15 protein-coding genes are annotated in these 22,683 nt (G+C 58.4%); 12 read left to right on the forward strand and 3 right to left on the reverse strand.

The features are described from left to right. The first annotated feature begins 274 nt into the window (after positions 1 to 274). The 6 genes from chiA to dppF all read left to right on the forward strand — a co-directional run bounded on the left by chiA (position 275) and on the right by dppF (position 8,259). Positions 275 to 1,966 carry a chitinase ChiA gene (chiA, locus tag SPL01S_RS09280; protein ID WP_063199078.1) on the forward strand — a complete coding sequence of 564 codons (1,692 nt, stop codon included), beginning with the start codon at positions 275 to 277 and terminating at the stop codon, positions 1,964 to 1,966. Positions 1,967 to 2,567: 601 nt separating this feature from the next. Next, complete coding sequence (dppA, locus tag SPL01S_RS09285) at positions 2,568 to 4,175, forward strand: dipeptide ABC transporter periplasmic-binding protein DppA (RefSeq protein ID WP_062869194.1); 1,608 nt, start codon at positions 2,568 to 2,570, stop codon at positions 4,173 to 4,175. 168 nt (positions 4,176 to 4,343) lie between these two features. Continuing rightward, on the forward strand, positions 4,344 to 5,363 hold the full coding sequence (dppB, locus tag SPL01S_RS09290) for a dipeptide ABC transporter permease DppB (protein WP_013811014.1): 1,020 nt from the start codon (positions 4,344 to 4,346) through the stop codon (positions 5,361 to 5,363). Between the two features lie 11 nt (positions 5,364 to 5,374). Beyond that, positions 5,375 to 6,277, forward strand: a complete 903-nt coding sequence (gene dppC, locus SPL01S_RS09295; protein ID WP_020438278.1) for a dipeptide ABC transporter permease DppC — start codon at positions 5,375 to 5,377, stop codon at positions 6,275 to 6,277. 15 nt (positions 6,278 to 6,292) lie between these two features. Continuing rightward, positions 6,293 to 7,273 (forward strand): dipeptide ABC transporter ATP-binding protein, encoded by a 981-nt coding sequence (gene dppD / locus SPL01S_RS09300; protein ID WP_063199081.1) that lies wholly within the window; start codon positions 6,293 to 6,295, stop codon positions 7,271 to 7,273. After that, on the forward strand, positions 7,270 to 8,259 hold the full coding sequence (dppF, locus tag SPL01S_RS09305) for a dipeptide ABC transporter ATP-binding subunit DppF (RefSeq protein WP_004950828.1): 990 nt from the start codon (positions 7,270 to 7,272) through the stop codon (positions 8,257 to 8,259). Before dppD ends, dppF begins: the two co-directional genes overlap by 4 nt. A gap of 319 nt (positions 8,260 to 8,578) precedes the next feature. Here dppF and bcsG read toward each other — a convergent pair whose 3' ends face one another. The 3 genes from bcsG to bcsE are packed head-to-tail and all read right to left on the reverse strand — an operon-like array spanning position 8,579 to position 11,989. Next, positions 8,579 to 10,231 (reverse strand): cellulose biosynthesis protein BcsG, encoded by a 1,653-nt coding sequence (gene bcsG / locus SPL01S_RS09310; protein ID WP_063199084.1) that lies wholly within the window; start codon positions 10,229 to 10,231, stop codon positions 8,579 to 8,581. Further along, positions 10,228 to 10,431, reverse strand: coding sequence for a cellulose biosynthesis protein BcsF (gene bcsF, locus SPL01S_RS09315; protein WP_004950833.1), 204 nt, complete (start codon positions 10,429 to 10,431; stop codon positions 10,228 to 10,230). Before bcsF ends, bcsG begins: the two co-directional genes overlap by 4 nt. Beyond that, the gene (gene bcsE, locus SPL01S_RS09320) at positions 10,418 to 11,989 is read right to left on the reverse strand and encodes a cellulose biosynthesis protein BcsE (protein ID WP_063199088.1); all 1,572 of its coding nucleotides are present in this window, start codon (positions 11,987 to 11,989) and stop codon (positions 10,418 to 10,420) included. The genes bcsF and bcsE overlap by 14 nt, the downstream gene beginning before the upstream one ends. 198 nt (positions 11,990 to 12,187) lie before the next feature. Here bcsE and bcsR point away from each other — a divergent pair, with 198 nt between their 5' ends. From bcsR to bcsC, 6 genes are read left to right on the forward strand one after another with little or no spacing between them, the layout of a single operon-like run. Continuing rightward, complete coding sequence (bcsR, locus tag SPL01S_RS09325) at positions 12,188 to 12,379, forward strand: cellulose biosynthesis protein BcsR (RefSeq protein WP_062869197.1); 192 nt, start codon at positions 12,188 to 12,190, stop codon at positions 12,377 to 12,379. A gap of 3 nt (positions 12,380 to 12,382) precedes the next feature. Further along, positions 12,383 to 13,105, forward strand: coding sequence for a cellulose biosynthesis protein BcsQ (gene bcsQ, locus SPL01S_RS09330; protein ID WP_063199092.1), 723 nt, complete (start codon positions 12,383 to 12,385; stop codon positions 13,103 to 13,105). Beyond that, on the forward strand, positions 13,102 to 15,705 hold the full coding sequence (gene bcsA / locus SPL01S_RS09335; protein ID WP_063199095.1) for a UDP-forming cellulose synthase catalytic subunit: 2,604 nt from the start codon (positions 13,102 to 13,104) through the stop codon (positions 15,703 to 15,705). Before bcsQ ends, bcsA begins: the two co-directional genes overlap by 4 nt. 56 nt (positions 15,706 to 15,761) lie before the next feature. Next, on the forward strand, positions 15,762 to 18,068 hold the full coding sequence (bcsB, locus tag SPL01S_RS09340) for a cellulose biosynthesis cyclic di-GMP-binding regulatory protein BcsB (protein ID WP_063199098.1): 2,307 nt from the start codon (positions 15,762 to 15,764) through the stop codon (positions 18,066 to 18,068). Positions 18,069 to 18,073: 5 nt separating this feature from the next. After that, positions 18,074 to 19,186 (forward strand): cellulose synthase complex periplasmic endoglucanase BcsZ, encoded by a 1,113-nt coding sequence (gene bcsZ / locus SPL01S_RS09345; RefSeq protein ID WP_063199101.1) that lies wholly within the window; start codon positions 18,074 to 18,076, stop codon positions 19,184 to 19,186. Continuing rightward, positions 19,168 to 22,641, forward strand: coding sequence for a cellulose synthase complex outer membrane protein BcsC (bcsC, locus tag SPL01S_RS09350; protein WP_063199104.1), 3,474 nt, complete (start codon positions 19,168 to 19,170; stop codon positions 22,639 to 22,641). The genes bcsZ and bcsC overlap by 19 nt, the downstream gene beginning before the upstream one ends. Positions 22,642 to 22,683: the final 42 nt, after the last annotated feature.

Here is a 22,683-nt window from a genome sequence, read left to right on the forward strand (position 1 = left end):
TTACTCTCCTTATTCCTGGCTACTTCTGTTATTCATATTTAAATAAATTCACCGTTGCCCAATAAAACCCGGTTGATAGCGCTATTGTGTTGTCGGCGGTTTTATCTATAGTCTGAGTACATACAGCGGGATTAATTAATTCCTGTTGTGTGGCAAGATATTTAATATTTTTTACTTTAATCGGCCAGGATTATTTCGGAATTATTTTGCTCCGACAATAGGCGGCCGTCATTAACTCTTTTACGTTTATCCTCTCGGAATAAAGGAATCAGTTATGCGCAAATTTAATAAACCGCTGTTGGCGTTGCTGATCGGCAGCACGCTGTGTTCTGCGGCGCAGGCCGCTACGCCGGGCAAGCCCACGCTGGCCTGGGGCAATACCAAGTTCGCCATTGTCGAGGTTGATCAGGCGGCGACGGCTTATAATAATCTGGTGAAAGTAAAAACTGCCGCGGATGTTTCCGTTTCATGGAATTTATGGAATGGCGATACCGGCACCACGGCAAAAGTGTTATTAAACGGCAAGGAAGTCTGGAGCGGTGCCTCAACCGGCGCTTCGGGCACGGCAAACTTTAAGGTGAATAAGGGCGGCCGTTATCAAATGCAGGTGGCATTATGTAATGCCGAGGGCTGCACCGCCAGCGACGCGACAGAAATTGTGGTGGCGGATACTGACGGCAGCCATTTGGCGCCGTTAAAAGAACCGTTACTGGAAAAGAATAAACCTTATAAACAAGACTCCGGCAAAGTCGTCGGTTCTTATTTCGTTGAATGGGGCGTTTATAACCGTAACTTCACCGTCGATAAAATTCCGGCGCAGAACCTGACGCACCTGCTGTACGGCTTTATCCCGGTCTGCGGCGGTGACGGCATTAACGACAGTCTCAAAGAGATCGAAGGCAGTTTCCAGGCGCTGCAACGTTCCTGCCAGGGCCGTGAAGACTTCAAGGTGTCGATCCACGATCCGTTCGCCGCGCTGCAGAAAGGGCAAAAGGGCGTCACCGCCTGGGATGACCCCTACAAAGGCAACTTCGGTCAGTTGATGGCGCTCAAACAGGCGCGTCCCGATCTGAAAATCCTGCCGTCTATCGGCGGCTGGACGCTGTCCGACCCGTTCTTCTTTATGGGCGATAAGGTGAAGCGCGATCGCTTCGTCGGTTCGGTGAAAGAGTTCCTGCAGACCTGGAAGTTCTTTGACGGCGTGGATATCGACTGGGAATTCCCGGGTGGAGAGGGCGCTAACCCGAAACTGGGCAGCGCGCAGGACGGGGCGACCTATGTGCAGTTGATGAAAGATCTGCGTGCCATGCTGGATCAGCTTTCGGCGGAAACCGGCCGCAAGTATGAGCTGACCTCCGCTATCAGCGCCGGTAAGGACAAGATCGACAAAGTGGATTACAACACCGCGCAGAACTCGATGGACCACATCTTCCTGATGAGCTACGACTTCTATGGCGCTTTTGATCTGAAAAATCTGGGCCACCAGACCGCGCTGAAAGCGCCGGCCTGGAAACCGGACACGGCTTATACCACGGTTAACGGCGTCAATGCGTTGCTGGCACAGGGCGTGAAGCCGGGCAAAATTGTGGTGGGTGCGGCCAAATACGGCCGTGGCTGGACCGGCGTGAGCGGTTACCAGAACAACAATCCGTTTACCGGCACCGCCACCGGGCCGGTGAAAGGCACCTGGGAAAATGGCATCGTGGATTACCGTCAGATCGCCAACGAGTTTATGAGTGGCGAATGGCAGTACAACTATGACGCCACCGCAGAAGCGCCTTATGTGTTCAAGCCATCTACCGGCGACCTGATCACCTTCGACGATCCGCGCTCGGTGCAGGCGAAAGGCAAGTATGTGCTGGATAAGCAGCTGGGGGGATTGTTCTCTTGGGAAATTGACGCCGACAACGGGGATATTCTGAACAATATGAATACCAGCCTGGGCAATAGCGCCGGCGCGCAATAATTCGGTTGTAGCACGTTGCCGGGGGATATCCTTTCGCCCCCGGCTTTTTGACAGACGAAAGTTTTTTCACGCCGCACAGATTGTGATGTCACAGGGCGCAAAAAAGACAACTCCGCCTCACCCTTTCGAGTGAGTAATCAGCATTTCATCCTGTTTTTAACCCAGATAACGAAAATAACCGTTCAGATATTCATCATTCAGCAACAAACTTTTTTAGTTTTTTCTCGGAGTTAAATACCAATAACTTTTCGAAAGGCAGCCTATCGAGCTAAAAATGACCGTATAGCATAATTTTTAATGCTGTAACTGTTAAAAAAAGGTTTTTTTTATGTTTGTTTGCTGTTTCTCACAGTCTGCGTAAATCCCCACTGGTTATATTGACGACACCCCAAACAGTTGGCAATTTGGTAGTCTCAGGGGTAAGAGCTAGAGTTGTTTGAGTGAATTCCACACGCTCAGACGCCCCGCCGGGATACGTTCCCCCGGCCTCTCACGCGCGATTATCCCTTCTGCCTTTGGGCGCTGACTGCACAGGCCGTGCAATAAAAAATATAGGGTCTGGCAGTAATACACACATCACATCACATAACGGAGCACAGCGATGACAAGTTCCTTGGGAAAAACAGGGATTCTGAAATTCGGGATTGGGCTGATTGCGTTGACCGTAGCGGCCAGCGTACAAGCCAAAACGTTGGTTTACTGTTCTGAAGGGTCCCCGGAAGGGTTCAACCCGCAGCTGTTTACCTCGGGTACCACCTATGATGCCAGCTCGGTGCCTATCTATAACCGTTTGGTCGAATTCAAAATCGGCACCACCGAACTGGAGCCGGGCCTGGCCGAAAAATGGGACGTCAGCGAAGACGGCAAAACCTACACTTTCCACCTGCGTAAAGGCGTGAAGTGGCAGAGCAACAAAGACTTCAAACCGACCCGCGATTTTAACGCCGACGACGTGGTGTTCTCGTTCGAACGTCAGCTGGACGCGAACAATGCCTATCATAAAGTCTCCGGCGGCAGCTATGAGTACTTTGAAGGCATGGATATGCCGAAGCTGATCGCCAAAATCGAAAAAGTGGACGATAACACCGTGCGCTTCGTGCTGAACCGTCCGGAGTCACCGTTCCTGGCCGATCTGGGCATGGACTTCGCGTCCATCCTGTCAGCCGAATACGCCGACAACATGATGAAAGCCGGCACGCCGGAAAAAGTGGATCTGAACCCGGTCGGTACCGGCCCGTTCCAGCTGCTGCAATACCAGAAAGACTCCAAAATCCTGTACAAGGCATTTGACGGTTACTGGGGTACCAAGCCGAAGATCGACCGTTTAGTCTTCTCCATTACGCCTGACGCTTCCGTGCGTTACGCCAAGCTGCAGAAAAACGAGTGCCAGGTGATGCCTTTCCCGAACCCGGCTGATATCGCTCGTATGAAGCAGGACAAAACCATCAACCTGATGGAAAAACCGGGGCTGAACGTCGGCTATCTGGCGTTCAACGTCGAGAAAAAACCGCTGGATAACCTGAAAGTGCGTCAGGCGTTGACCCTGGCGGTCAACAAGCAGGCGATCATCGACGCGGTGTATCAGGGTGCGGGCCAGGCGGCCAAGAACCTGATCCCACCGACCATGTGGGGCTATAACGACGCGGTGAAGGATTACACTTACGATCCGGTCAAGGCCAAAGAACTGCTGAAAGAAGCCGGTATGGCTGACGGTTTCGCCATCGATCTGTGGGCGATGCCGGTACAGCGTCCGTATAACCCGAATGCGCGTCGCATGGCGGAAATGATCCAGAACGACTGGGCGAAAATCGGCGTGAAAGCCAAAATCGTGACCTATGAGTGGGGTGAATACCTCAAGCGCGCCAAGGCGGGCGAACATCAGACGGTGATGATGGGCTGGACCGGCGACAACGGGGATCCGGATAACTTCTTCGCCACGCTGTTCAGCTGCGCCGCAGCGAAAGACGGCTCCAACTACTCCCGCTGGTGCTACAAGCCGTTTGAAGATCTGATTCAACCGGCGCGCGCCGAACCAAACCACGACAAACGCGTAGAACTGTACAAACAGGCTCAGGTCGTGATGCACGATCAGGCTCCGGCGCTGATTGTTGCCCACTCCACCGTTTATGAGCCCGTGCGTAAAGAAGTGAAAGGCTACGTCGTGGATCCGCTTGGCAAGCATCACTTTGAGAACGTCTCTCTAGATTGATTCTGGCCCTTCGGCCGGGGTGCACAAAAGGACTTGGCAGGGGCGCAACAGGTTGCGCTTCTGCTGAGTCGTCCCCGGCGTATGGCATCAGGGTTGTTCAAAGTGTGTGAGCTTTAATAAGCCTGGCGGACGATGAGCTGCCGGGCATTGATACAGAGAGTTCGGGATATGTTGCAGTTCATACTCCGACGTTTGGGGTTAGTTATCCCAACGTTTATCGGCATAACTTTGCTGACTTTTGCATTCGTCCATATGATCCCCGGTGACCCGGTGACCATCATGGCCGGGGAACGCGGGATCTCCGCAGAACGCCATGCGCAGTTGATGGCGGAAATGGGGCTGGATAAGCCGCTCTATCAACAATACTTCCATTACGTATCCAACGTGCTGCATGGCGATTTGGGTACCTCCCTCAAAAGCCGCATCTCGGTGTGGGAAGAGTTTGTTCCACGCTTTAAAGCCACGCTGGAGCTCGGTTTCTGCGCGATGATCTTCGCCGTGCTGGTGGGCATTCCGGTAGGGGTGCTGGCGGCGGTCCGGCGGGGATCGATATTCGATCATACCGCGGTGGGCATTTCGCTGACCGGCTATTCGATGCCGATTTTCTGGTGGGGCATGATGCTGATCATGCTGGTGTCGGTGCAGCTAAACCTGACGCCGGTATCGGGGCGCGTCAGCGATACGGTGTTCCTCGATGACAGCTTGCCGCTGACCGGCTTTATGCTGATCGACACTCTGATCTGGGGCGAACCGGGCGACTTCACCGATGCGGTAATGCATATGATCCTGCCGGCCATCGTGCTCGGCACCATTCCGTTGGCGGTCATCGTGCGCATGACGCGCTCCTCAATGCTGGAAGTGCTCGGCGAAGATTACATCCGCACCGCACGCGCCAAGGGCGTGAGCCGTATGAGGGTGATTGTGGTGCATGCGCTGCGCAACGCGCTGTTGCCGGTAGTGACGGTCATCGGCTTGCAGGTCGGCACCATGCTGGCCGGTGCCATTCTGACCGAAACCATCTTCTCCTGGCCGGGCCTGGGGCGTTGGCTGATGGACGCGCTGCAACGCCGCGACTACCCGGTCGTTCAGGGCGGCGTGTTGTTGGTCGCCTGTATGATTATTCTGGTTAACCTGCTGGTAGACGTGCTCTACGGCGTGGTCAACCCGCGTATTCGCCACAAGAAATAAGGGGCGCTCTAATGTCTCAAGTCACTGAGCCTGTTGTTAAAGGTGCGCCGAAGCCCATGAGCCCGTTCCAGGAGTTCTGGCACTATTTCAAGCGCAACAAAGGGGCCGTTGTCGGCCTGGTTTATATCGTTTTGATGTTTGTGATTGCTATTGGCGCCGGCGTACTGGCACCGCATGCCCCGGCGGATCAGTTCCGCGACGCGCTGCTCAGGCCGCCGGCCTGGCAGGAAGGGGGCAGTTGGCAGTATTTCCTCGGTACCGACGATGTGGGCCGAGATGTGCTGTCGCGCCTGATGTACGGCGCGCGGTTGTCACTGCTGGTCGGTTGCCTGGTGGTGGTGCTGTCGCTGATCATGGGCGTGGTGCTGGGCCTGCTGGCCGGCTACTTCGGCGGCGTGGTGGATGCCGTCATCATGCGTATCGTCGACATCATGCTGGCGCTGCCAAGCCTGCTGCTGGCGCTGGTGCTGGTGGCGATCTTCGGCCCGTCGATCGTCAACGCCTCGCTGGCGCTGACCTTCGTCGCCTTGCCGCACTATGTGCGTCTAACCCGCGCGGCGGTGCTGGTGGAAGTGAACCGCGACTACGTCACTGCCTCACGCGTGGCGGGCGCCGGTGCGATGCGTCAAATGTTCATCAACATTCTGCCAAACTGCCTGGCACCCTTGATCGTCCAGGCCTCTCTTGGCTTCTCGAACGCCATTCTGGATATGGCCGCTCTCGGCTTTCTGGGCATGGGTGCGCAACCGCCAACGCCGGAGTGGGGCACCATGCTCTCCGACGTGCTGCAGTTCGCCCAAAGCGCCTGGTGGGTCGTGACCTTCCCCGGCGTGGCGATTCTGCTGACGGTGCTTGCATTCAACCTGATGGGGGACGGCTTGCGTGATGCTCTCGACCCCAAACTCAAGCAGTAACAGAGGACGAGAGAGATGGCGTTATTAAATGTAGACAAGCTTTCGGTGCACTTCGGTGACGAAGGGACACCGTTCCGCGCGGTCGACCGTATCAGTTACAGCGTTGAGCAGGGCCAGGTGGTCGGCATCGTCGGCGAATCCGGCTCCGGCAAGTCCGTCAGCTCGCTGGCGATCATGGGATTGATCGATTTCCCCGGCAAGGTGATGGCAGAAAAACTGGAGTTTAACGGCCAGGATCTGCGCAAGATTTCCGAAAAAGAGCGCCGCCAACTGGTGGGCTCGGAAGTGGCGATGATCTTCCAGGACCCGATGACCAGCCTGAACCCGTGTTACACCGTCGGTTTCCAGATTATGGAAGCGTTGAAGGTACACCAGGGCGGTAGCCGCAGTACTCGCCGCCAGCGGGCCGTGGATCTGCTGACCCAGGTGGGCATTCCCGATCCGGCCTCGCGGCTGGACGTGTACCCGCATCAGCTTTCCGGCGGGATGAGCCAGCGCGTAATGATCGCCATGGCGATCGCCTGTCGGCCCAAGCTGCTGATTGCCGATGAACCGACCACGGCGCTCGACGTGACCATCCAGGCGCAAATTATCGAACTGCTGCTGGAGTTGCAGCAGCGCGAGAATATGGCGCTCTTGCTGATCACCCACGATTTGGCGCTGGTATCCGAAGCGGCGCACCACATCATCGTGATGTACGCCGGTCAGGTGGTGGAATCCGGCAAGGCCGCAGAGATTTTCCGCGCGCCGCGTCACCCTTACACCCAGGCACTGCTGCGCGCACTGCCGGAATTCGCCGCCGACAAGGCGCGTCTGGCATCGCTGCCGGGCGTGGTGCCGGGCAAATATGACCGTCCTGACGGGTGTCTGCTCAACCCGCGCTGCCCGTACGCCAATGAGCGTTGCCGCGCCGAGGAGCCGGAACTGCGCAGCATTCCCGGCCGCCAGGTTAAATGTCACACACCGCTGGATGATGCGGGGAGGCCGACCGTATGAGCCAGAATCAACCCTTATTGCAGGCGATTGACCTGAAGAAACACTATGCGGTCAAGAAGGGGATATTTGCCCCGGAACGGCTGGTCAAGGCGCTGGACGGCGTTTCCTTCACGCTGGAGCGCGGTAAAACGCTGGCGGTGGTGGGCGAATCAGGCTGCGGCAAGTCGACCCTTGGCCGCCTGCTGACGATGATCGAAGTGCCGACGGCCGGTGAACTTTACTATCAGGGGCAGGATCTGCTGAAACCGGACGTCACCGCCGAGAAGCTGCGGCGCCAGAAGATCCAGATTGTGTTCCAGAATCCTTACGGATCGCTCAACCCGCGTAAAAAGGTCGGGCAGATCCTCGAGGAACCCTTGCAGATCAACACCACGCTGACCAGCGCGGAGCGCCGTGAAAAGGCGCTGGAGATGATGGCGAAGGTCGGGCTGAAAACCGAGCATTACGATCGTTATCCGCACATGTTTTCCGGCGGCCAGCGTCAGCGCATCGCCATCGCGCGTGGGCTGATGCTGAACCCGGACGTGGTGATCGCCGATGAACCCGTGTCTGCACTCGATGTGTCGGTGCGTGCGCAGGTGCTGAACCTGATGATGGACCTGCAGCAGGATTTGGGGCTGTCTTATGTGTTCATCTCGCATGATTTGTCGGTGGTGGAGCACATTGCCGACGAGGTCATGGTGATGTATCTCGGGCGTTGCGTGGAGAAGGGCAGTAAAGACGCCATTTTCAACAATCCGCGCCATCCGTACACCCAGGCGCTGCTGTCCGCCACGCCGCGGTTGAATCCGGATATGCGCCGCGAACGTATCAAGTTGACCGGCGAACTGCCCAGCCCGATGAACCCGCCGCCAGGCTGTGCATTCAATGCTCGCTGCCGTCGCGCCTTCGGGCCATGCACCCAGTTGCAACCGCAGCTTAAGCAATACGGCGACCAGATGGTGGCTTGTTTCGCGGTCGATCAGGATGAAAATCCTGCGGCATAACTTTGTTATCGCTGATAATTAATGAACATGCCGGCATTTACGCCGGCATTTTTTTTCGGGAAATTCCCGGAGCCATTAACTTTATTTATTGAATAATTCTTTCTGATATATTCATAAATATTGGTTTTATTACCCTAATCCTAAAAAATATTACTTATATTCGGAGTGTCCTTTAAATCATGATATCCGTCATCGCACTGTAATAGCCCGACGTTTAATTACTGGCGGTTCAGCGCTGCAGTCATCCTTTATTCTGCAAGCCATAAAAAAGCACGCCCGAAGGCGTGCCTGAGAATTAACTGCGGGGTGGGCTGTACGCTTACTGCGGATAAGGTACCCAGTCGCCGCCGTTGAGGCGAATGTAAGGTTTACCCTGATATTGCATCACGATGGCGTTGTCATTCTCCGAGATAACCGGCGTTTGCGGCAGATTCTGAGTCAGCGCTTGCCAGTCTACGCTCGGCGCGGTGAAGGCTTTACCGTCGACCAGGCGGGACACCAGCTCTGAGAGCGCCAGATAGCTGCTCGGCGTTTTAACTTGCAGTGGGCCGCCCTGATGCGGCGCTTTCATGCCCACCAGTTTGATGCCGACCGGCGTATGGGTAATGTTCGGGCTTGGAATATCACGCAGGCCGGACATCTGCATTTTGTCACCGACCAACGCCGCGCCATGTTCCGGTACAATCACCACCATCACTTTGCGCCCGGATTTTTCCAGTTGTTCCAGGAAGGTATTCAACTGGTCAAACAGCTTTTGCGCCCGCGGCTGATAATCCGCGCTCTTGTTCGAGCCGACGAAACGGTTGCCGTCATGCAACGGAATGACGTTGAAGAAGGTGGCGCTGCGGGTATCTCCGGCCTTCTGCTGTTGATCCAGCCAGCGGGTGAGCAGTTCCAGATCGTTGTAAATTGGTTCGCCGTCGAAAGAGGCCAGCTCATTGCCGATACCGGCTTGCGACATCAGCGGCGCCTGCAGATCGCCCTGCTCGCGCAGCTCTTTGAGGAAATTGCCGAACACGCCCGAGTGGTCCAGCATCAGCTGTTCTTTAAAGCCAAGTTTGGCAAGATTATCAAACAGATAGCATTGCTGATTCACCGGTTGATACAAATCGTGATGGGACGGTTGGCCGCAACTGGCGCGCAGCAGGCGGATCGCCGCCGGGCCACTGTAGGCCGTCGCCGAGTTGAAGTTGTCGAACATGATGTCCATCTTCGACCACAACGGGTGGTTCTGGAGCTTCGCTTCATCCATATCGGCCCAGGCCAGCGAACAGATATTGATTACCAGCAGATCAAACGGCTGAGCGTCGGCCGGCAGGGCGGCCGGGAAGGCGGTGGTGCGGGCTTTTTCCCGATCGTAAAACTGATTCAGGTAGGCTGTCAGGTTAGCGCTGGTCGGCGGTGCGCTGTCGGTCGGGGCGTTGTCACCGCCTGCTGCGGCTGGCGCAGTCGTTGCCGGCGTGGTGGTGGCTGCGGTGGTGTTGGCGGGCAGCAGCGACACGGCCGGGCCGGCGATGGTCAGGACATTCAGCCACACCAGCGCCCCCACGGTGAAGACCGTGACGCGCACCCACTGGGCCAGGAACAGGTAGGCAATCAGCATCACGAAGGCGGCGCCGATCATCTGCCAGTTGATAAAACGGGTCACCAGTTCCAGCAGGTATTGGGCGCTGAAGCCGGTCAACTGCGAGCCCTGGCTGAGAATGCTGTTAATACCCGGCAGCCAGGTGTCGTAATAGAACAGGGCGATGCCGACAGGAATGGCGACGTAGTGCCGCCAGCGGTGCAGACGCATCGCCGGTATCGGCATCAGCAGGAACGCCATGAACACCAGGTTCGGCAGCGGGTGGAAATTCAGGTAGCCGAACCACAGCAGGCCGAATTTGGCCAGGAAGTAGTAGTTCCAGCCGCCGAGTCCGCGCCAGTAGCGCCACAGGGAGTTATCGGTTTGGGTGTTGTTTTTTGGCTTCATGGCTGTTTTTTACGCTTAATCTGAGATGAAGAACCTTCGCGCACCCATAACCCGGTGGGTTTTAAATAGCGCGGTGATAAAAACAGGTTTTGCCAATATTGACGCCAGCGCGGGAAACGGCGATGAAAGAAGTACCCCAGCGGAATAAAAATGATCGCGCACAGCAGGATCAACTGCACGATATCGTTAAGGTTCAGCATGCTTGTTCTCCTGTGCGCCGGTAGTCAGCGTGAAGGCCACCGGTTGACGGCGCTCCTGCGGGCTGTCAGCCACGGCGGCGCTCTGGCGCGGCGCGGATGGCTTGGTGGCCTGCGGCGCTAACGGAATATTGGCGCTGTGCGCCAGCCGTTTGATTTCTGAAGTAATATCCACATCCTGGTGCCACATTACCCGGTTGCTGAACGCCTCGTTCACCGGCAGGCGGAAGATAAATTTCAGCGCGGTGTCCAGATCGTTAATCCTGCAAGTGGAGAGAAACAGCACCAGCCGGCCTTGCACCACGGTCATCACGTCACCGAAGCGGCGCAGATGACACAAGGTCATCGCCTGTTCGGCGCGCAGCCCCGGCGCAGGACGCAGTGCTACCATCACACCTTTGCCGTCTTCCGGCAGCAGCGTGTTTTCCATCAGCGAAATGACCGCCTGGCTGAAGTCGTCCGGGCGCATATAGCCTTTCAATTGCAGCGGTCGCAAGCCGTGCAGCAGGGTGTCGATATCCGCCGGAACATGGCGTGAGAAGCGTTGCCCCTGGATGCCTTCCAGCATGGTCAGAAAACGCGACAGCGGCGCAACGTGCGGCACCGTCAGGTTGGCACCGCAGGCCAGCAGCAGGCGTTCATCGCTGTAGCGCAGGCTGGCGCTCATCTCGCGCACCACGATCTTCAGCCCGTTGCCGCGGTGGCGGCGCAGGCTGTGAATTTGATGGGCCAGCACATCGATCTCATCGCTTTGGTACAGCGCAAATATCAGCGTCGCCGAGAGCGTCAGCATGCCGTGCTGAGCCAGTTGCTCATTGCTTTCCAACAGTTGCCAGTGGGCCGATAGCGGCGGTGCGCCCTCAAGAATGCTTTGCTGGGCCAGGTAGAGACCTTCGTCGCTGCGTATCGAGGTGGGCGAGGCTTGGTTGTTGTCATCGTCACCCTGCCAGCCGTTTTCACCGACATACAGCGTTAGCAACTGGTTGGCGTTGATGCCGTTTCCCGTGCACCACCAGTTAACCAGATACTGCGCGCTGTCTTGCTGCCATTGCAAACTGGACAGGCCGTTAAGAATGCGGTGCTGGGGGCTGAGCTGCCCTTTGAGTTTATTCACGCCGCTGCCATGGCTGAGGATCAACAGGGTACACCCTTGCCGCCGCAGCCAGTTGCCGGTGTTGCGGGCCCAATCGCGTAACTCTTCGGTGGTGAAGGTTTGCCACAGGCTTGCGTGGGCCAGCAGGATTAATAAGCGGTTTTGCGGTTTTAAGGCGCGCATCAGGTCATCGCAGAAATGCGTTAGCGCCGCTTTTTTTTCCGGTAACTGGTACAGCGGAATTTTTTTCAGCGCGGGGGAGGCCAGCTCCGCCAGCAGTTTGTCGGGTTTTTCTCCACTGCAGATCAGCGCGACCTGGCTGGTTGCGGCCTGGGCAGCCAGGGTTTGTTGGCAGAGCAGAGTGGCATCAGTTTGACGGTCGACATTCACCCAATAGAGCCCGGGGGACTGCATCACTGACAGTTCTTCCCAAATCTGCCGAATACCTAATGAGAAAGATTGCGCCATAGGATATTTTTCTACTTTCGTTGAAAGTGTCGTTGCGGCCAACTGAGTAATGCTAGTCAGTCATCGTATCATTGGGATCAATAATAACAAATCTGACAATCTGTGTAATAATATCTGTTAGGAATCATCTTATTGGCCATGTCTTTTTTTTACGTTGCTATAGTTAATTAACATTAGCCTATTTTTAAAGGCGGCAGAATGAATAATCAATTAACGCGCTTTCAAACCGTGGCACCGTCGGAAACTCAGGATGATCTGCTGGCCCTTAGCGAGGCATTTTCTCTGCCGACATTAAGTTATGTCGATATTTCGCGTCAGGAACGATTAACTCAGATGATGACGCGCTGGCCGCTGCTGGCCGAATTGGCGCAGATAACGGGGAGTCGCTAGTTTATGCCAGTGATTGCTCTGCAGGGTCTGCGAGGCGGAATGGGCACGACGTCAGTGACGGCGGCACTCGCCTGGGCATTACAACAGTTGGGTGAATCGGTGCTGGCGATTGATTTCGCGCCGGATAATCTATTACGCCTGCATTTTAATATGCCGTTTGGGCTGGCGCGCGGCTGGGCCCGTGCTGAGCAAGACGGCGGCGACTGGCAGCAGGGCGCGATGCGCTATTGCGAAAAGCTCGATTTTCTTCCTTTTGGCCGGCTAACGGCCACGGAACGACTGAATCTGCAATCCCCCGCCCACTGGCAAGATAGGCTGGCGCAGTTGGCCGCCGGCGGTCAATATCACTGGATCCTGCTCGACGTGCCGGCGGACGACAGCGTACTGGCGCGTCAGGCGTTGGCGCTGGCAGACAGCATCTTCATGCTGATCGCCCCGGACGCCAACTGCCAAATCCGCCTGCATCAACAGGCGTTGCCGGAAGGCTGCCGCTTTCTGATTAACCAATATTTCGCTGCCAGCCAGTTGCAGCAGGATTTGCATCAGTTGTGGTTGCAAACGCTGGGCGGCCTGTTGCCGGTGGCTATCCACCGCGATGAGGCGATGGCCGAGGCAATGGCGGTGAAGCAGCCGTTGGGCGAGTACCGCCCGGAAAGTCTGGCTGCCGATGAGGTGCTGACGCTGGCCAACTGGTGTCTGATCAATCTCAAGGATGCGGCACCATGAGCCGGGTGATGAGTCTGTTGCTGGTGCCGCCGGTCCATCAGGCGGTGCAGACGCGCTATCGAACCTACCGCCGTAACGGATCCTCGGCCTTTAGCGCTTTCCTTGCCACGCTGCTGGTGGCGTTGGGCTGGATTTTCCTGCGTTTTGAATCCCCGGACTGGCAGCGGGTGCGCGCCAGCCGCGCCTATTGGTTCCCGCATTTATCCTTCAGCCGCCCGCGCCCTGCGGATGGGCTGCGTTATCTGTTGCAGGGGCTTTGGCTGTTGCTGTTTCGTACCGGCCGCGCGCCGATGGGCCGTCATTATTTCGCCGGTTGGCACCGTCTGCAACTGCGTTACGCCAACTGGTTGCAAAGGCTCCCGCACCGATTGCAGAGCGCCGGGGTGGAACAGCGTTCGGTGGAACGCCTGAGCCAGATGAGCCGGCGCATGCGCCGCGTGCTGTTTATTATTGTCGGCGTGCTGGCGGCGATCCTCGCCATGCTGTGCATTTCGCAACCCTTCGATTTGCAGGCGCAGTTTGTGTTTGTGGTGCTGCTGTGGGGCATTGCGATGGTGGTGCGCCGGGTACCGGGCCGTTTGCCGGGGCTGATGCTGATCGTACTGTCGCTGACTGTTTCCTGCCGCTACCTTTGGTGGCGCTACACCGCCACGCTGAACTGGGACGATCCGCTCAGCCTGACCTGTGGCCTGCTGCTGCTGGCGGCGGAAACCTATGCCTGGGTGGTGTTGGTTCTGGGCTATTTCCAGACCGTCTGGCCGCTTAACCGCCAGCCGGTGCCGCTGCCTGCCGACAGCGCGACCTGGCCGACGATCGATCTTATGGTGCCGACCTACAACGAAGATCTTGGGGTGGTGAAACCGACTATCTACGCCGCGCTGGGTATTGATTGGCCGAAAGAGAAGGTCAATATTTACCTCCTCGATGACGGCAACCGACCGGAATTCAAAGCCTTCGCCGAAGAGGTGGGGGTGAAATATATCGCCCGGCCGACCCATGAGCATGCCAAGGCCGGTAACATCAACAACGCACTGAAGCAGGCCACCGGCGAGTTTGTGGCGATCTTCGACTGCGACCACGTACCGACCCGCTCCTTCCTGCAATTGACCATGGGCTGGTTCTTCAAAGACAAGAAGCTGGCGATGTTGCAGACCCCACATCACTTCTTTTCGCCGGATCCGTTTGAGCGCAACCTCGGGCGTTTCCGCCAGACCCCGAACGAAGGCACGCTGTTCTACGGCCTGGTGCAGGACGGCAACGATATGTGGGACGCGACCTTCTTCTGCGGCTCTTGCGCCATCCTGCGCCGCAGCGCGCTGGATGAGATAGGCGGCATCGCGGTGGAAACCGTCACCGAAGATGCCCATACCTCGTTGCGTTTGCATCGTCGCGGGCACACCTCGGCCTATATCCGTATTCCACAGGCCGCCGGGCTGGCGACCGAAAGCCTGTCGGCGCACATTGGCCAGCGCATTCGTTGGGCGCGCGGCATGGTGCAGATTTTCCGGCTGGATAACCCGCTGTTCGGCAAGGGGCTGAAACTGGCGCAGCGGCTGTGTTACGCCAACGCCATGTTGCACTTCTTGTCCGGTATTCCGCGGCTGATTTTCCTCACCGCGCCTTTGGCGTTCCTGCTGCTGCACGCCTATATCATTTTCGCCCCTGCGCTGGCGATCGCGCTCTATGTGTTGCCGCATATGATCCATGCCAGCCTGACCAACTCGCGCATCCAGGGTAAATACCGTCACTCTTTCTGGAGCGAGATCTACGAGACCGTGCTGGCCTGGTATATCGCCCGCCCTACCACGGTGGCGCTGTTCAATCCGCACAAGGGTAAATTCAACGTGACCGCCAAAGGCGGGCTGGTGGAAGAGGAACATGTCGATTGGGTGATTACCCGCCCTTACATGTTCCTGGTGGTGCTCAATCTGGCCGGCCTGATCTTCGGCGCCTGGCGGATGGCCTACGGCCCGACGGACGAAGTCATGACAGTGATCGTCAGCCTGGTGTGGGTGCTGTACAACATGACGATTCTCGGCGGCGCGGTGGCGGTGGCGGTAGAGGCCAAGCAGGTGCGCCAGGCGCACCGCGTGGAGATTGCCATGCCGGCCGCGATAGCCCGGGCCGATGGTCACCTGTTTCCTTGCACGCTGCGCGACTATTCCGACGGCGGGGTAGGGATTGAAATGCGCGTGTCGGATGCGCTGAAAGACGGCGACAAGGCATCGCTGCTGCTAAAACGTGGCCAGCAGGAATACAGCTTCCCGTGCGTGGTCACGCGCGCCTTCGGCAGTAAGGTGGGGATCCGCATGGTCGATCTCACCACCCGTGAACATATTGATTTTATTCAGTGCACCTTTGCCCGCGCCGATACCTGGGCGCTGTGGCAGGACGGGTTCCCTGAAGATAAACCGATCGAAAGCCTGCGCGACGTTCTGGCGCTGGGCTTCCGGGGTTACCTGCGCATGGCGGACTATGCGCCGCCGATGGTGCGCAGCCTGCTGGTCGGATTCACGACGATGATTGCGTGGATAGCGTCATTCATCCCGCACGGTGTTGGCAGGAACCCGGCTTTCAGCCAAAAAGAGACAGTGGTATAGGCAAACCGCCCCGTTCACTTGCCTGGCTCCCAGGCTCTAACATTGATGATGATACGATGACGAGAAAAATAACCTGGTTTACCGCCCTGGCCTTAGGCATCAGCACCCTGTCTCAGGCTGAAACCGCCACCGCGCCGACCGTCGTCGCGCCACCGGCGAGTGTACCGGCCGATGCACCGGTCACCACGCCCATGGGAATGGCCGCACCGCAGGATGCGAATGCGCCGGTCCGCGACGTGCAATTGCCGTTTGCCCAGATAGCACCGCCGCCGGGGACCTTTACCCTGCGCGGCACCCGGCCAGATGGCCAGGTTGAGTTCGGCGTCCGCAGTGACGAAGTGGTGTCACAGGCGACGCTCGATCTGGAGTTCACGCCTTCGCCGTCGCTGATCCCGGTGGAGTCGCACGTCAAGGTGTACCTCAATGACGAACTGATGGGCGTGACCACCCTCACCAAAGAACAGCTCGGCAAGCCAAATCGTATCCAGATGGCGATCGACCCGCGCTATATCACCGATTTTAACCGTGTGCGGTTGGTGTTCGTCGGCCATTACCAGAACATCTGCGAAAATCCGGCCAACAGTACGCTGTGGCTCGACGTCAGCAAATCCAGCTCGCTGAATTTGCGTTTCCAGACGCTGCCATTGAAAAACGAACTGTCGCATTTCCCGGAACCCTTCCTGGACAGCCGCGACAACCGGTCGTTGACCTTGCCGATGGTGTTCGCCGGCTCGCCGGACCTCACTCAGCAGCGTGCGGCGGGCATGTTGGCCTCGTGGTTCGGCAGCAAGGCGCAGTGGCGAGGCCAGTCGTTCCCGACGTTGTATAACAAACTGCCGGACCAGCACGCCATCGTCTTCGCCACCAATAAGCAGCGCCCGGATTTCCTGCGCGATTACCCGGCGGTCAACGGGCCAACGGTGGAGATGATCAGCCATCCTGACAATCCCTACGTCAAACTGCTGCTGGTGCAGGGGCGCGATGACAACGATTTGATCACCGCGGTAAAAGGCATTGCACAGGGCAACATTCTGTTCCGCGGCCAGAACGTCACGGTGGATAAGGTTGAACAACTGGCGCCGCGCACGCCATACGATGCGCCTAATTGGGTGCGCACCGATCGGCCAATGACCTTTGCCGAGTTGCAACAGTACGCCGAACAGCTGCAAACCAGCGGTATCGAGCCTGGCCCGATCTCGCTGACCATGAACCTGCCGCCGGATCTGTTCCTGATCCGCAGCACCGGCATCGATATGCACCTGAAATACCGCTATACCGCGCCGCGCATTCAGGACGGCTCGCGCCTGAGCGTTAGCCTGAACAACCAGTTCGTGCAGGCCTATTCGCTGGTGCCGGAACACGAACAGGGCGCTCAGCTGCTGCGTCTGCCGCTGACCCAGGGGCTGATCGACTCCGACAAGAGCGTCAATATTCCGGCGCTGCGGTTGGGTGCCAGCAACCAGATGCGGTTCGACTTTGATTACACCACGCTGTTGGCCAGTGGGGCGGAAGGACGCTGCGAGACGTATTCGTTCACCCAAAACCACGCGGTCATCGACGGTTCGTCGACCATTGATTTCTCCGGTTACCGTCACTTTATGGCGATGCCGGATCTGCGCGCCTTCGCCAATGCCGGTTTCCCGTTCAGCCGTCTGGCCGATCTGTCGCAGACGCTGGTGCTGGTCAACAAACAGCCGCAGCCGGCGCAGGTCAGCGCCATGCTGAACGCACTGGGGATCATCGGCGCCCAAACCGGTTACCCGGCGTTGGCAATGACGCTGAGTGACGATTGGTCGCAGGCCAAAGATCGCGATGCCGATATTCTGATGATCGGCACTATCCCGCCGGAACTGCGGGACGACAAAAAAATCAGTCTGCTGGTGGATGCCACCCAAAGCTGGGTGAAACAGCCAACGCGTCAGTTGCCGCTGCCGGCCATGGAGGTGCTGCCGGAGGACAGCAAGCCGGACAGCCAGACCACCATCAGTTCCGAAGGCGCGATGTCGGCGATTATCGGCGTGCAGTCGCCGTTTAACGATCAGCGCAGCATTGTGGCGCTGCTGGCCGACAGCCCACGCGGCTATGATCTGCTGAACACGGCGCTGTTGGACAGCGGCAAGCGTGCGGCGGTGTTTGGCTCGGTGGCGGTGATCCGCGAATCGGGGGTGAACAGCCTGCGCGTAGGCGACGTTTATTATGTCGGTCACCTGCCGTGGTGGGAGCGCATCTGGCACGCGTTGTCGACCCATCCGGTGTTGCTGGCGGTGATTGCGGTGGCGGTGGTGGTGATTCTGGCGCTGATGCTGTGGCGTGGTCTGAAGGCCTTTAGTCGCCGTCGCCTGTCGCCTGAAGATCGGGATTAATCACCATGTCTGCAACGCTGAAACGCCTGACGTTCGGTATGCTGCTGCTGTGCGCATTCGGCGCGGCGGCGGCCTGCGAGTGGCCGGCCTGGCAACAGTACAAACAGTTTTATATCAGCGACGAAGGACGGGTGATCGACCCGAGCAGCCCGAACCGCATCACCACCTCGGAGGGGCAGAGCTACGGCCTGTTCTTCGCCCTGGTGGCGAACGATCGGCCGACGTTCGACAAGCTGCTGGAATGGACGGAAAACAACCTGGCGGCGGGCGATCTCAGCGCCCATTTGCCCGCCTGGCTGTGGGGCGAGGACGATAAAAAGCGCTGGACGGTGCTGGACACCAATACGGCGTCCGATGCCGATCTGTGGATTGCCTACAATCTGCTGGAAGCCGGTCGTTTGTGGAAAAGCCGGCGTTATCAAACCCTGGGTACGCTGCTGTTGCAGCGTATCGGCCGCGAAGAAGTGGCCGATATCCCCGGGCTGGGGCTGATGCTGCTGCCGGGCAAGGTCGGGTTCGTGGCGGAAGATCACTGGCGGCTCAATCCGAGCTACCTGCCGCCGCAGCTGCTGGCGCGTTTTGCCGCCCTGAACGGCCCATGGCGAGCGATGCAGAAAACCAATCAGCGGTTGTTGCTGGAAACCGCACCGCACGGCTTCTCCCCGGATTGGGTGGTGTGGCAGGCCGGCAAAGGCTGGCAACCGGATACCGTGAAACCGGATGTCGGCAGTTACGACGCCATCCGGGTTTATCTGTGGGTCGGTATGTTGGCGGACGATGACGAGCATAAAGCCGCCTTGGTCAAACAGCTGCTGCCGATGGCGCAATCGATCGCTCAACAGGGTGTACCGCCGGAAAAAACCGACACCGCCAGCGGCAAAACCAGCGGCGACGGCCCGGTGGGTTTCTCCGCGGTCATGCTGCCGATGCTGGCCAATCAAACGGCTGCGCTGGACGTCCAGCGCCAACGCATCAATCAACACCCTCCGGGCGACGATGCCTATTTCAGCGCCTCTTTGACGCTGTTCGGCCAGGGATGGGATCAACAACGTTATCGTTTTAATCGGCAGGGTGAACTTCAACCCGCCTGGGGCGGCCAATGCGTAACTTCAAAATAAACTGGCTGGGTCTGGTGCCTTTAAGCCTGGCAATGCTGCCGCAGGCGCAGGGGGCGGAAGCCGTCGCGCCGGAACAGTGGTTGCTGGAACAGGTGCGCGTCGGGGAGGCCAGTAACAAGGATGAACTGGTGCGCCAGTCGCTTTATCGGCTTGAACTGATGGATCCGAATAACCCGGACGTGATTTCGGCGCGCATGCGCCTGGCGTTGCGGCAGGGCAATCAGGCACTGGCACAGCAGCAACTGGATAAGCTCAAGCAGATTGCGCCGCAGTCCAGCGCTTATCGCCAGGCGGAAATGAACATGCTGCTGACCCAGCCGGAAACCCGCCAAAAACTGCAACAGGCGCGGCTGATGGCCACTGCCGGCCGTTTGCCGGAGGCGAAAGCGCAGTATGACGACCTGTTCCATGGCGATCCGCCGACGCTGGAACTGGCGGTGGAATACTGGCGTCTGGTTGCTCGTCTGCCGGGTCAGCAAGCGGCTGCGCTGAAGCAGTTACAGTCATTGGATCAACGCTATTCCGGTAACGTGCCGCTGCGCATGTCGCTGGCGCGGATGCTGTTCAGCCAGGATCGTGACGCGCAGGCTTATGATTTACTGCAAAAAGTGGCCGCCGATCCCGCCGGACGCGGCGATGCCGCCGATCTGTGGCTGGAAAAGGTCAAAGCCATGCCGGTCAGCCCGCAAAGCGTAGCGGCCCTCAACCGATTCCTCGGCGTATTTGAAACCGGCGATCAGGCGGTGAGCGCCCGGCAGGAACTGGCCCGGCAGCAAGCGTTGTTGTCGGATCCCACCTATCTGGCGCGAGTGCGCGGGTTGGCGCAGGTGGACAAGGGCGGCAGCCGTGCGGCGATCCCCGAACTGAAACAAGCGCTGGCGGCCTCGCCCAATGATGCCGAAGTGCTGGGGGCGCTGGGCCAGGCCTATTCACGCGCCGGTAATCGCCCACAGGCGTTGAGCTTGTTCCGTCAGGCGCTGCAGGCCGATAAAGGTGGCAATAACAGCAGTAAATGGCAGAGCCTGATTAAGAGCAACGCTTACTGGCTGGCGATTGACGAAGGCGACAAGGCGCTGAAAGCCGGCAATCTGGCATTGGCTCAGCAGAAATACCAGCAGGCGGGCCAGATTGACGGCCGCGACAGCAGTGCGGCGCTCGGCCTGGGTGACGTTGCGGTGGCGCGTAAAGATGACGCCGCTGCGGAACGTTATTATCAGCAGGCGCTGAGGCTGGAGCCGGGTAACGGCAGTGCGGTGCGTGGTCTGGTGAATATCTACCAGCGTCAGTCGCCGGAAAAGGCGCTGGCCTATCTCAATAGTCTGCCGCGCAGCCAGCAAAACAAGCTGCGCAGTACGCTCGACGGCCTGCAGCTCGATATGCTTAAACAGCAGGCTGACGACTTGGCCGGGCAGCAGCAATGGCCTCAGGCGGCGGAAAAATACCGCCGCGCCCAGTTGATGGACCCTGATGACGTCTGGCTGACCTATCACTATGCGCAGACGCTGCGTCAGGCCGGGCAACCGCAGCAGGCGGACGCCTTGTTCAGCCGGTTGGCGCAGAAACAGCGTGACAACCCGCAGCAGGCCTATGCCTATGCGTTATACCTCTCCGGCAGCGATCGCGATCGGCAGGCATTGGCGCAACTGAATACCTTGCCCGCCGCGCAGTGGAACGACAACATGCTCGAGCTGGCGCAGCGGCTGAAAATGCAGGCGACGCTGGAACAGGCCGAACGGCTGCGTGCGGCAGGCGACGAACCTGGCGCGGTAGCCTATCTGCGCCGACAACCGGCGGATACCCGTATCGATCTTCAGTTGGCCGATTGGGCGCTGGCGCGGGGTGAATATGATGCCGCGCTGGCCGATTATCAGCGGGTGCGGGCCCGTGAGCCGAACAACCCGGATGCGCGGTTGGGTGAGATTGAGGCCTATGTGGCACAGGGCAAACTCAGCGAAGCGCGTCAGCGCCTGCAAACCGAACCGCAGGAGCCGGAACCTTCCAGTAACAGCGGGCGGCGAGTGGCCAATGCCTGGTATGCCGTTGGAGAGCCGCAGAAAGCGAGCGACATTTTTACCCGACTGAAAACGGCGGCGCAGCAGGAGCCGGTGGGGCAGGCGAAAGCGCTGATTTACCGCGACGCGGCCAGGATTGAACGTGAACAGCGGCAGCCGGAATTGGCGCAACAGGATTATAAGCAGGCGATGGTCGCCGGCGGCATTACGCCAACCGTGCCGCAGGATAACGACAGTTACACTTATCTGACGCGCAACAACCCGAGTGACGACTGGCTCAAGCGCGGCATTCGAGCAGACGCGGCGGATTTGTACCGCCAGCAGGATGTCAACGTCACGCTCGATCACGATTACTGGCGTTCCAGCGGTACCGGCGGCATCTCCGACTACAAAGCGCACGACACCATGTTGCAGGTGGACATGCCGCTGTACGACGGGCGGGCCTTCTTGCGGACCGATACCGTGCAGCTGGATGCCGGTAGTTTCTCCTCCGACAGCAGCGGCAAATATTACGAAACCTTCGGCACCTGCCATACCCAGGGCTGCAGCGGCGATGAACATCAGAAAACCACCGGCACCAGCGTGGCGGCCGGTTGGAAAAACGACCGCTGGGCAGGGGACATCGGCACCACGCCGATGGGCTTTGAGGTGGTCGACTGGGTAGGCGGGCTGGCCTACAGCAATGACTGGAACCACATTGGCTGGACGCTGGCGGCGTCACGCCGGCCGATTTCCAGCTCGCTGCTGGCGTTTGGCGGCACTAAGGATCCGAACACCGGCACCACTTGGGGCGGCGTGCGTGCCACCGGGGTGAGCCTTAGCGCCAGCTACGATCGCGGCGAAGCTCACGGCGTCTGGGCTGACCTCAGCGCGCACCAACTGACCGGCAAAAACGTCGAAGATAACCAGCGCGAGCGCTTTATGGCCGGTTATTACTACAAGCTGATCAACGAAGATAACCGCCGCGTCACCGTCGGGCTGAACACCATGCTGTGGCACTATCAAAAGGATTTGAGCGGTTACTCGCTCGGCCAGGGGGGGTATTACAGCCCGCAGCAATATATGTCGCTGGCGGTGCCGGTAAATTATCGCCAGCGTACCGAGAACTGGTCGTGGGAACTGGGCGGATCGGTATCGCTGTCCCATTCGAAAACCAACAGCCAACGGCGTTATCCGCTGCAGGGGCTGATACCGGATTCATTGCCGGACAAGTTCGCGGTGGAAGACGGCAGCTCCTCTTCCGGCGTTGGTTATACTTTGCGGGCGATCGTTGAGCGCCGTCTCAGCTCGCACTGGACACTGGGCGCCGGCATCGATATTCAGCAGGCGAAAGATTATACACCGAGCCATGCATTGATTTATCTCCGCTATTCGTTGGCTGGCTGGCAGGGCGATCTCGATTTGCCGCCGCAGCCGCTCACGCCTTACGCAGACTTCAAATAACCCGGCTCAGTCAGATTCGGAGTGTCGTACACAGGGTAGTTT

It is taken from the genome of Serratia plymuthica NBRC 102599 (assembly GCF_001590925.1).
Taxonomy (GTDB): Bacteria; Pseudomonadota; Gammaproteobacteria; order Enterobacterales; family Enterobacteriaceae; genus Serratia; species Serratia plymuthica.

What these genes read in the sequence shown, in the direction of transcription:
- bcsF (WP_004950833.1), bottom strand. Translation starts at nt 10,431, where the DNA reads ATGCTGAACCTTAACGATATCGTGCAGTTGATCCTGCTGTGCGCGATC.
- bcsB (WP_063199098.1), top strand. Translation starts at nt 15,762, where the DNA reads ATGACGAGAAAAATAACCTGGTTTACCGCCCTGGCCTTAGGCATCAGC.
- bcsQ (WP_063199092.1), top strand. Translation starts at nt 12,383, where the DNA reads ATGCCAGTGATTGCTCTGCAGGGTCTGCGAGGCGGAATGGGCACGACG.
- bcsC (WP_063199104.1), top strand. Translation starts at nt 19,168, where the DNA reads ATGCGTAACTTCAAAATAAACTGGCTGGGTCTGGTGCCTTTAAGCCTG.
- dppF (WP_004950828.1), top strand. Translation starts at nt 7,270, where the DNA reads ATGAGCCAGAATCAACCCTTATTGCAGGCGATTGACCTGAAGAAACAC.
- dppD (WP_063199081.1), top strand. Translation starts at nt 6,293, where the DNA reads ATGGCGTTATTAAATGTAGACAAGCTTTCGGTGCACTTCGGTGACGAA.
- bcsA (WP_063199095.1), top strand. Translation starts at nt 13,102, where the DNA reads ATGAGCCGGGTGATGAGTCTGTTGCTGGTGCCGCCGGTCCATCAGGCG.
- chiA (WP_063199078.1), top strand. Translation starts at nt 275, where the DNA reads ATGCGCAAATTTAATAAACCGCTGTTGGCGTTGCTGATCGGCAGCACG.
- dppB (WP_013811014.1), top strand. Translation starts at nt 4,344, where the DNA reads ATGTTGCAGTTCATACTCCGACGTTTGGGGTTAGTTATCCCAACGTTT.
- bcsR (WP_062869197.1), top strand. Translation starts at nt 12,188, where the DNA reads ATGAATAATCAATTAACGCGCTTTCAAACCGTGGCACCGTCGGAAACT.
- dppC (WP_020438278.1), top strand. Translation starts at nt 5,375, where the DNA reads ATGTCTCAAGTCACTGAGCCTGTTGTTAAAGGTGCGCCGAAGCCCATG.
- bcsZ (WP_063199101.1), top strand. Translation starts at nt 18,074, where the DNA reads ATGTCTGCAACGCTGAAACGCCTGACGTTCGGTATGCTGCTGCTGTGC.
- dppA (WP_062869194.1), top strand. Translation starts at nt 2,568, where the DNA reads ATGACAAGTTCCTTGGGAAAAACAGGGATTCTGAAATTCGGGATTGGG.
- bcsE (WP_063199088.1), bottom strand. Translation starts at nt 11,989, where the DNA reads ATGGCGCAATCTTTCTCATTAGGTATTCGGCAGATTTGGGAAGAACTG.
- bcsG (WP_063199084.1), bottom strand. Translation starts at nt 10,231, where the DNA reads ATGAAGCCAAAAAACAACACCCAAACCGATAACTCCCTGTGGCGCTAC.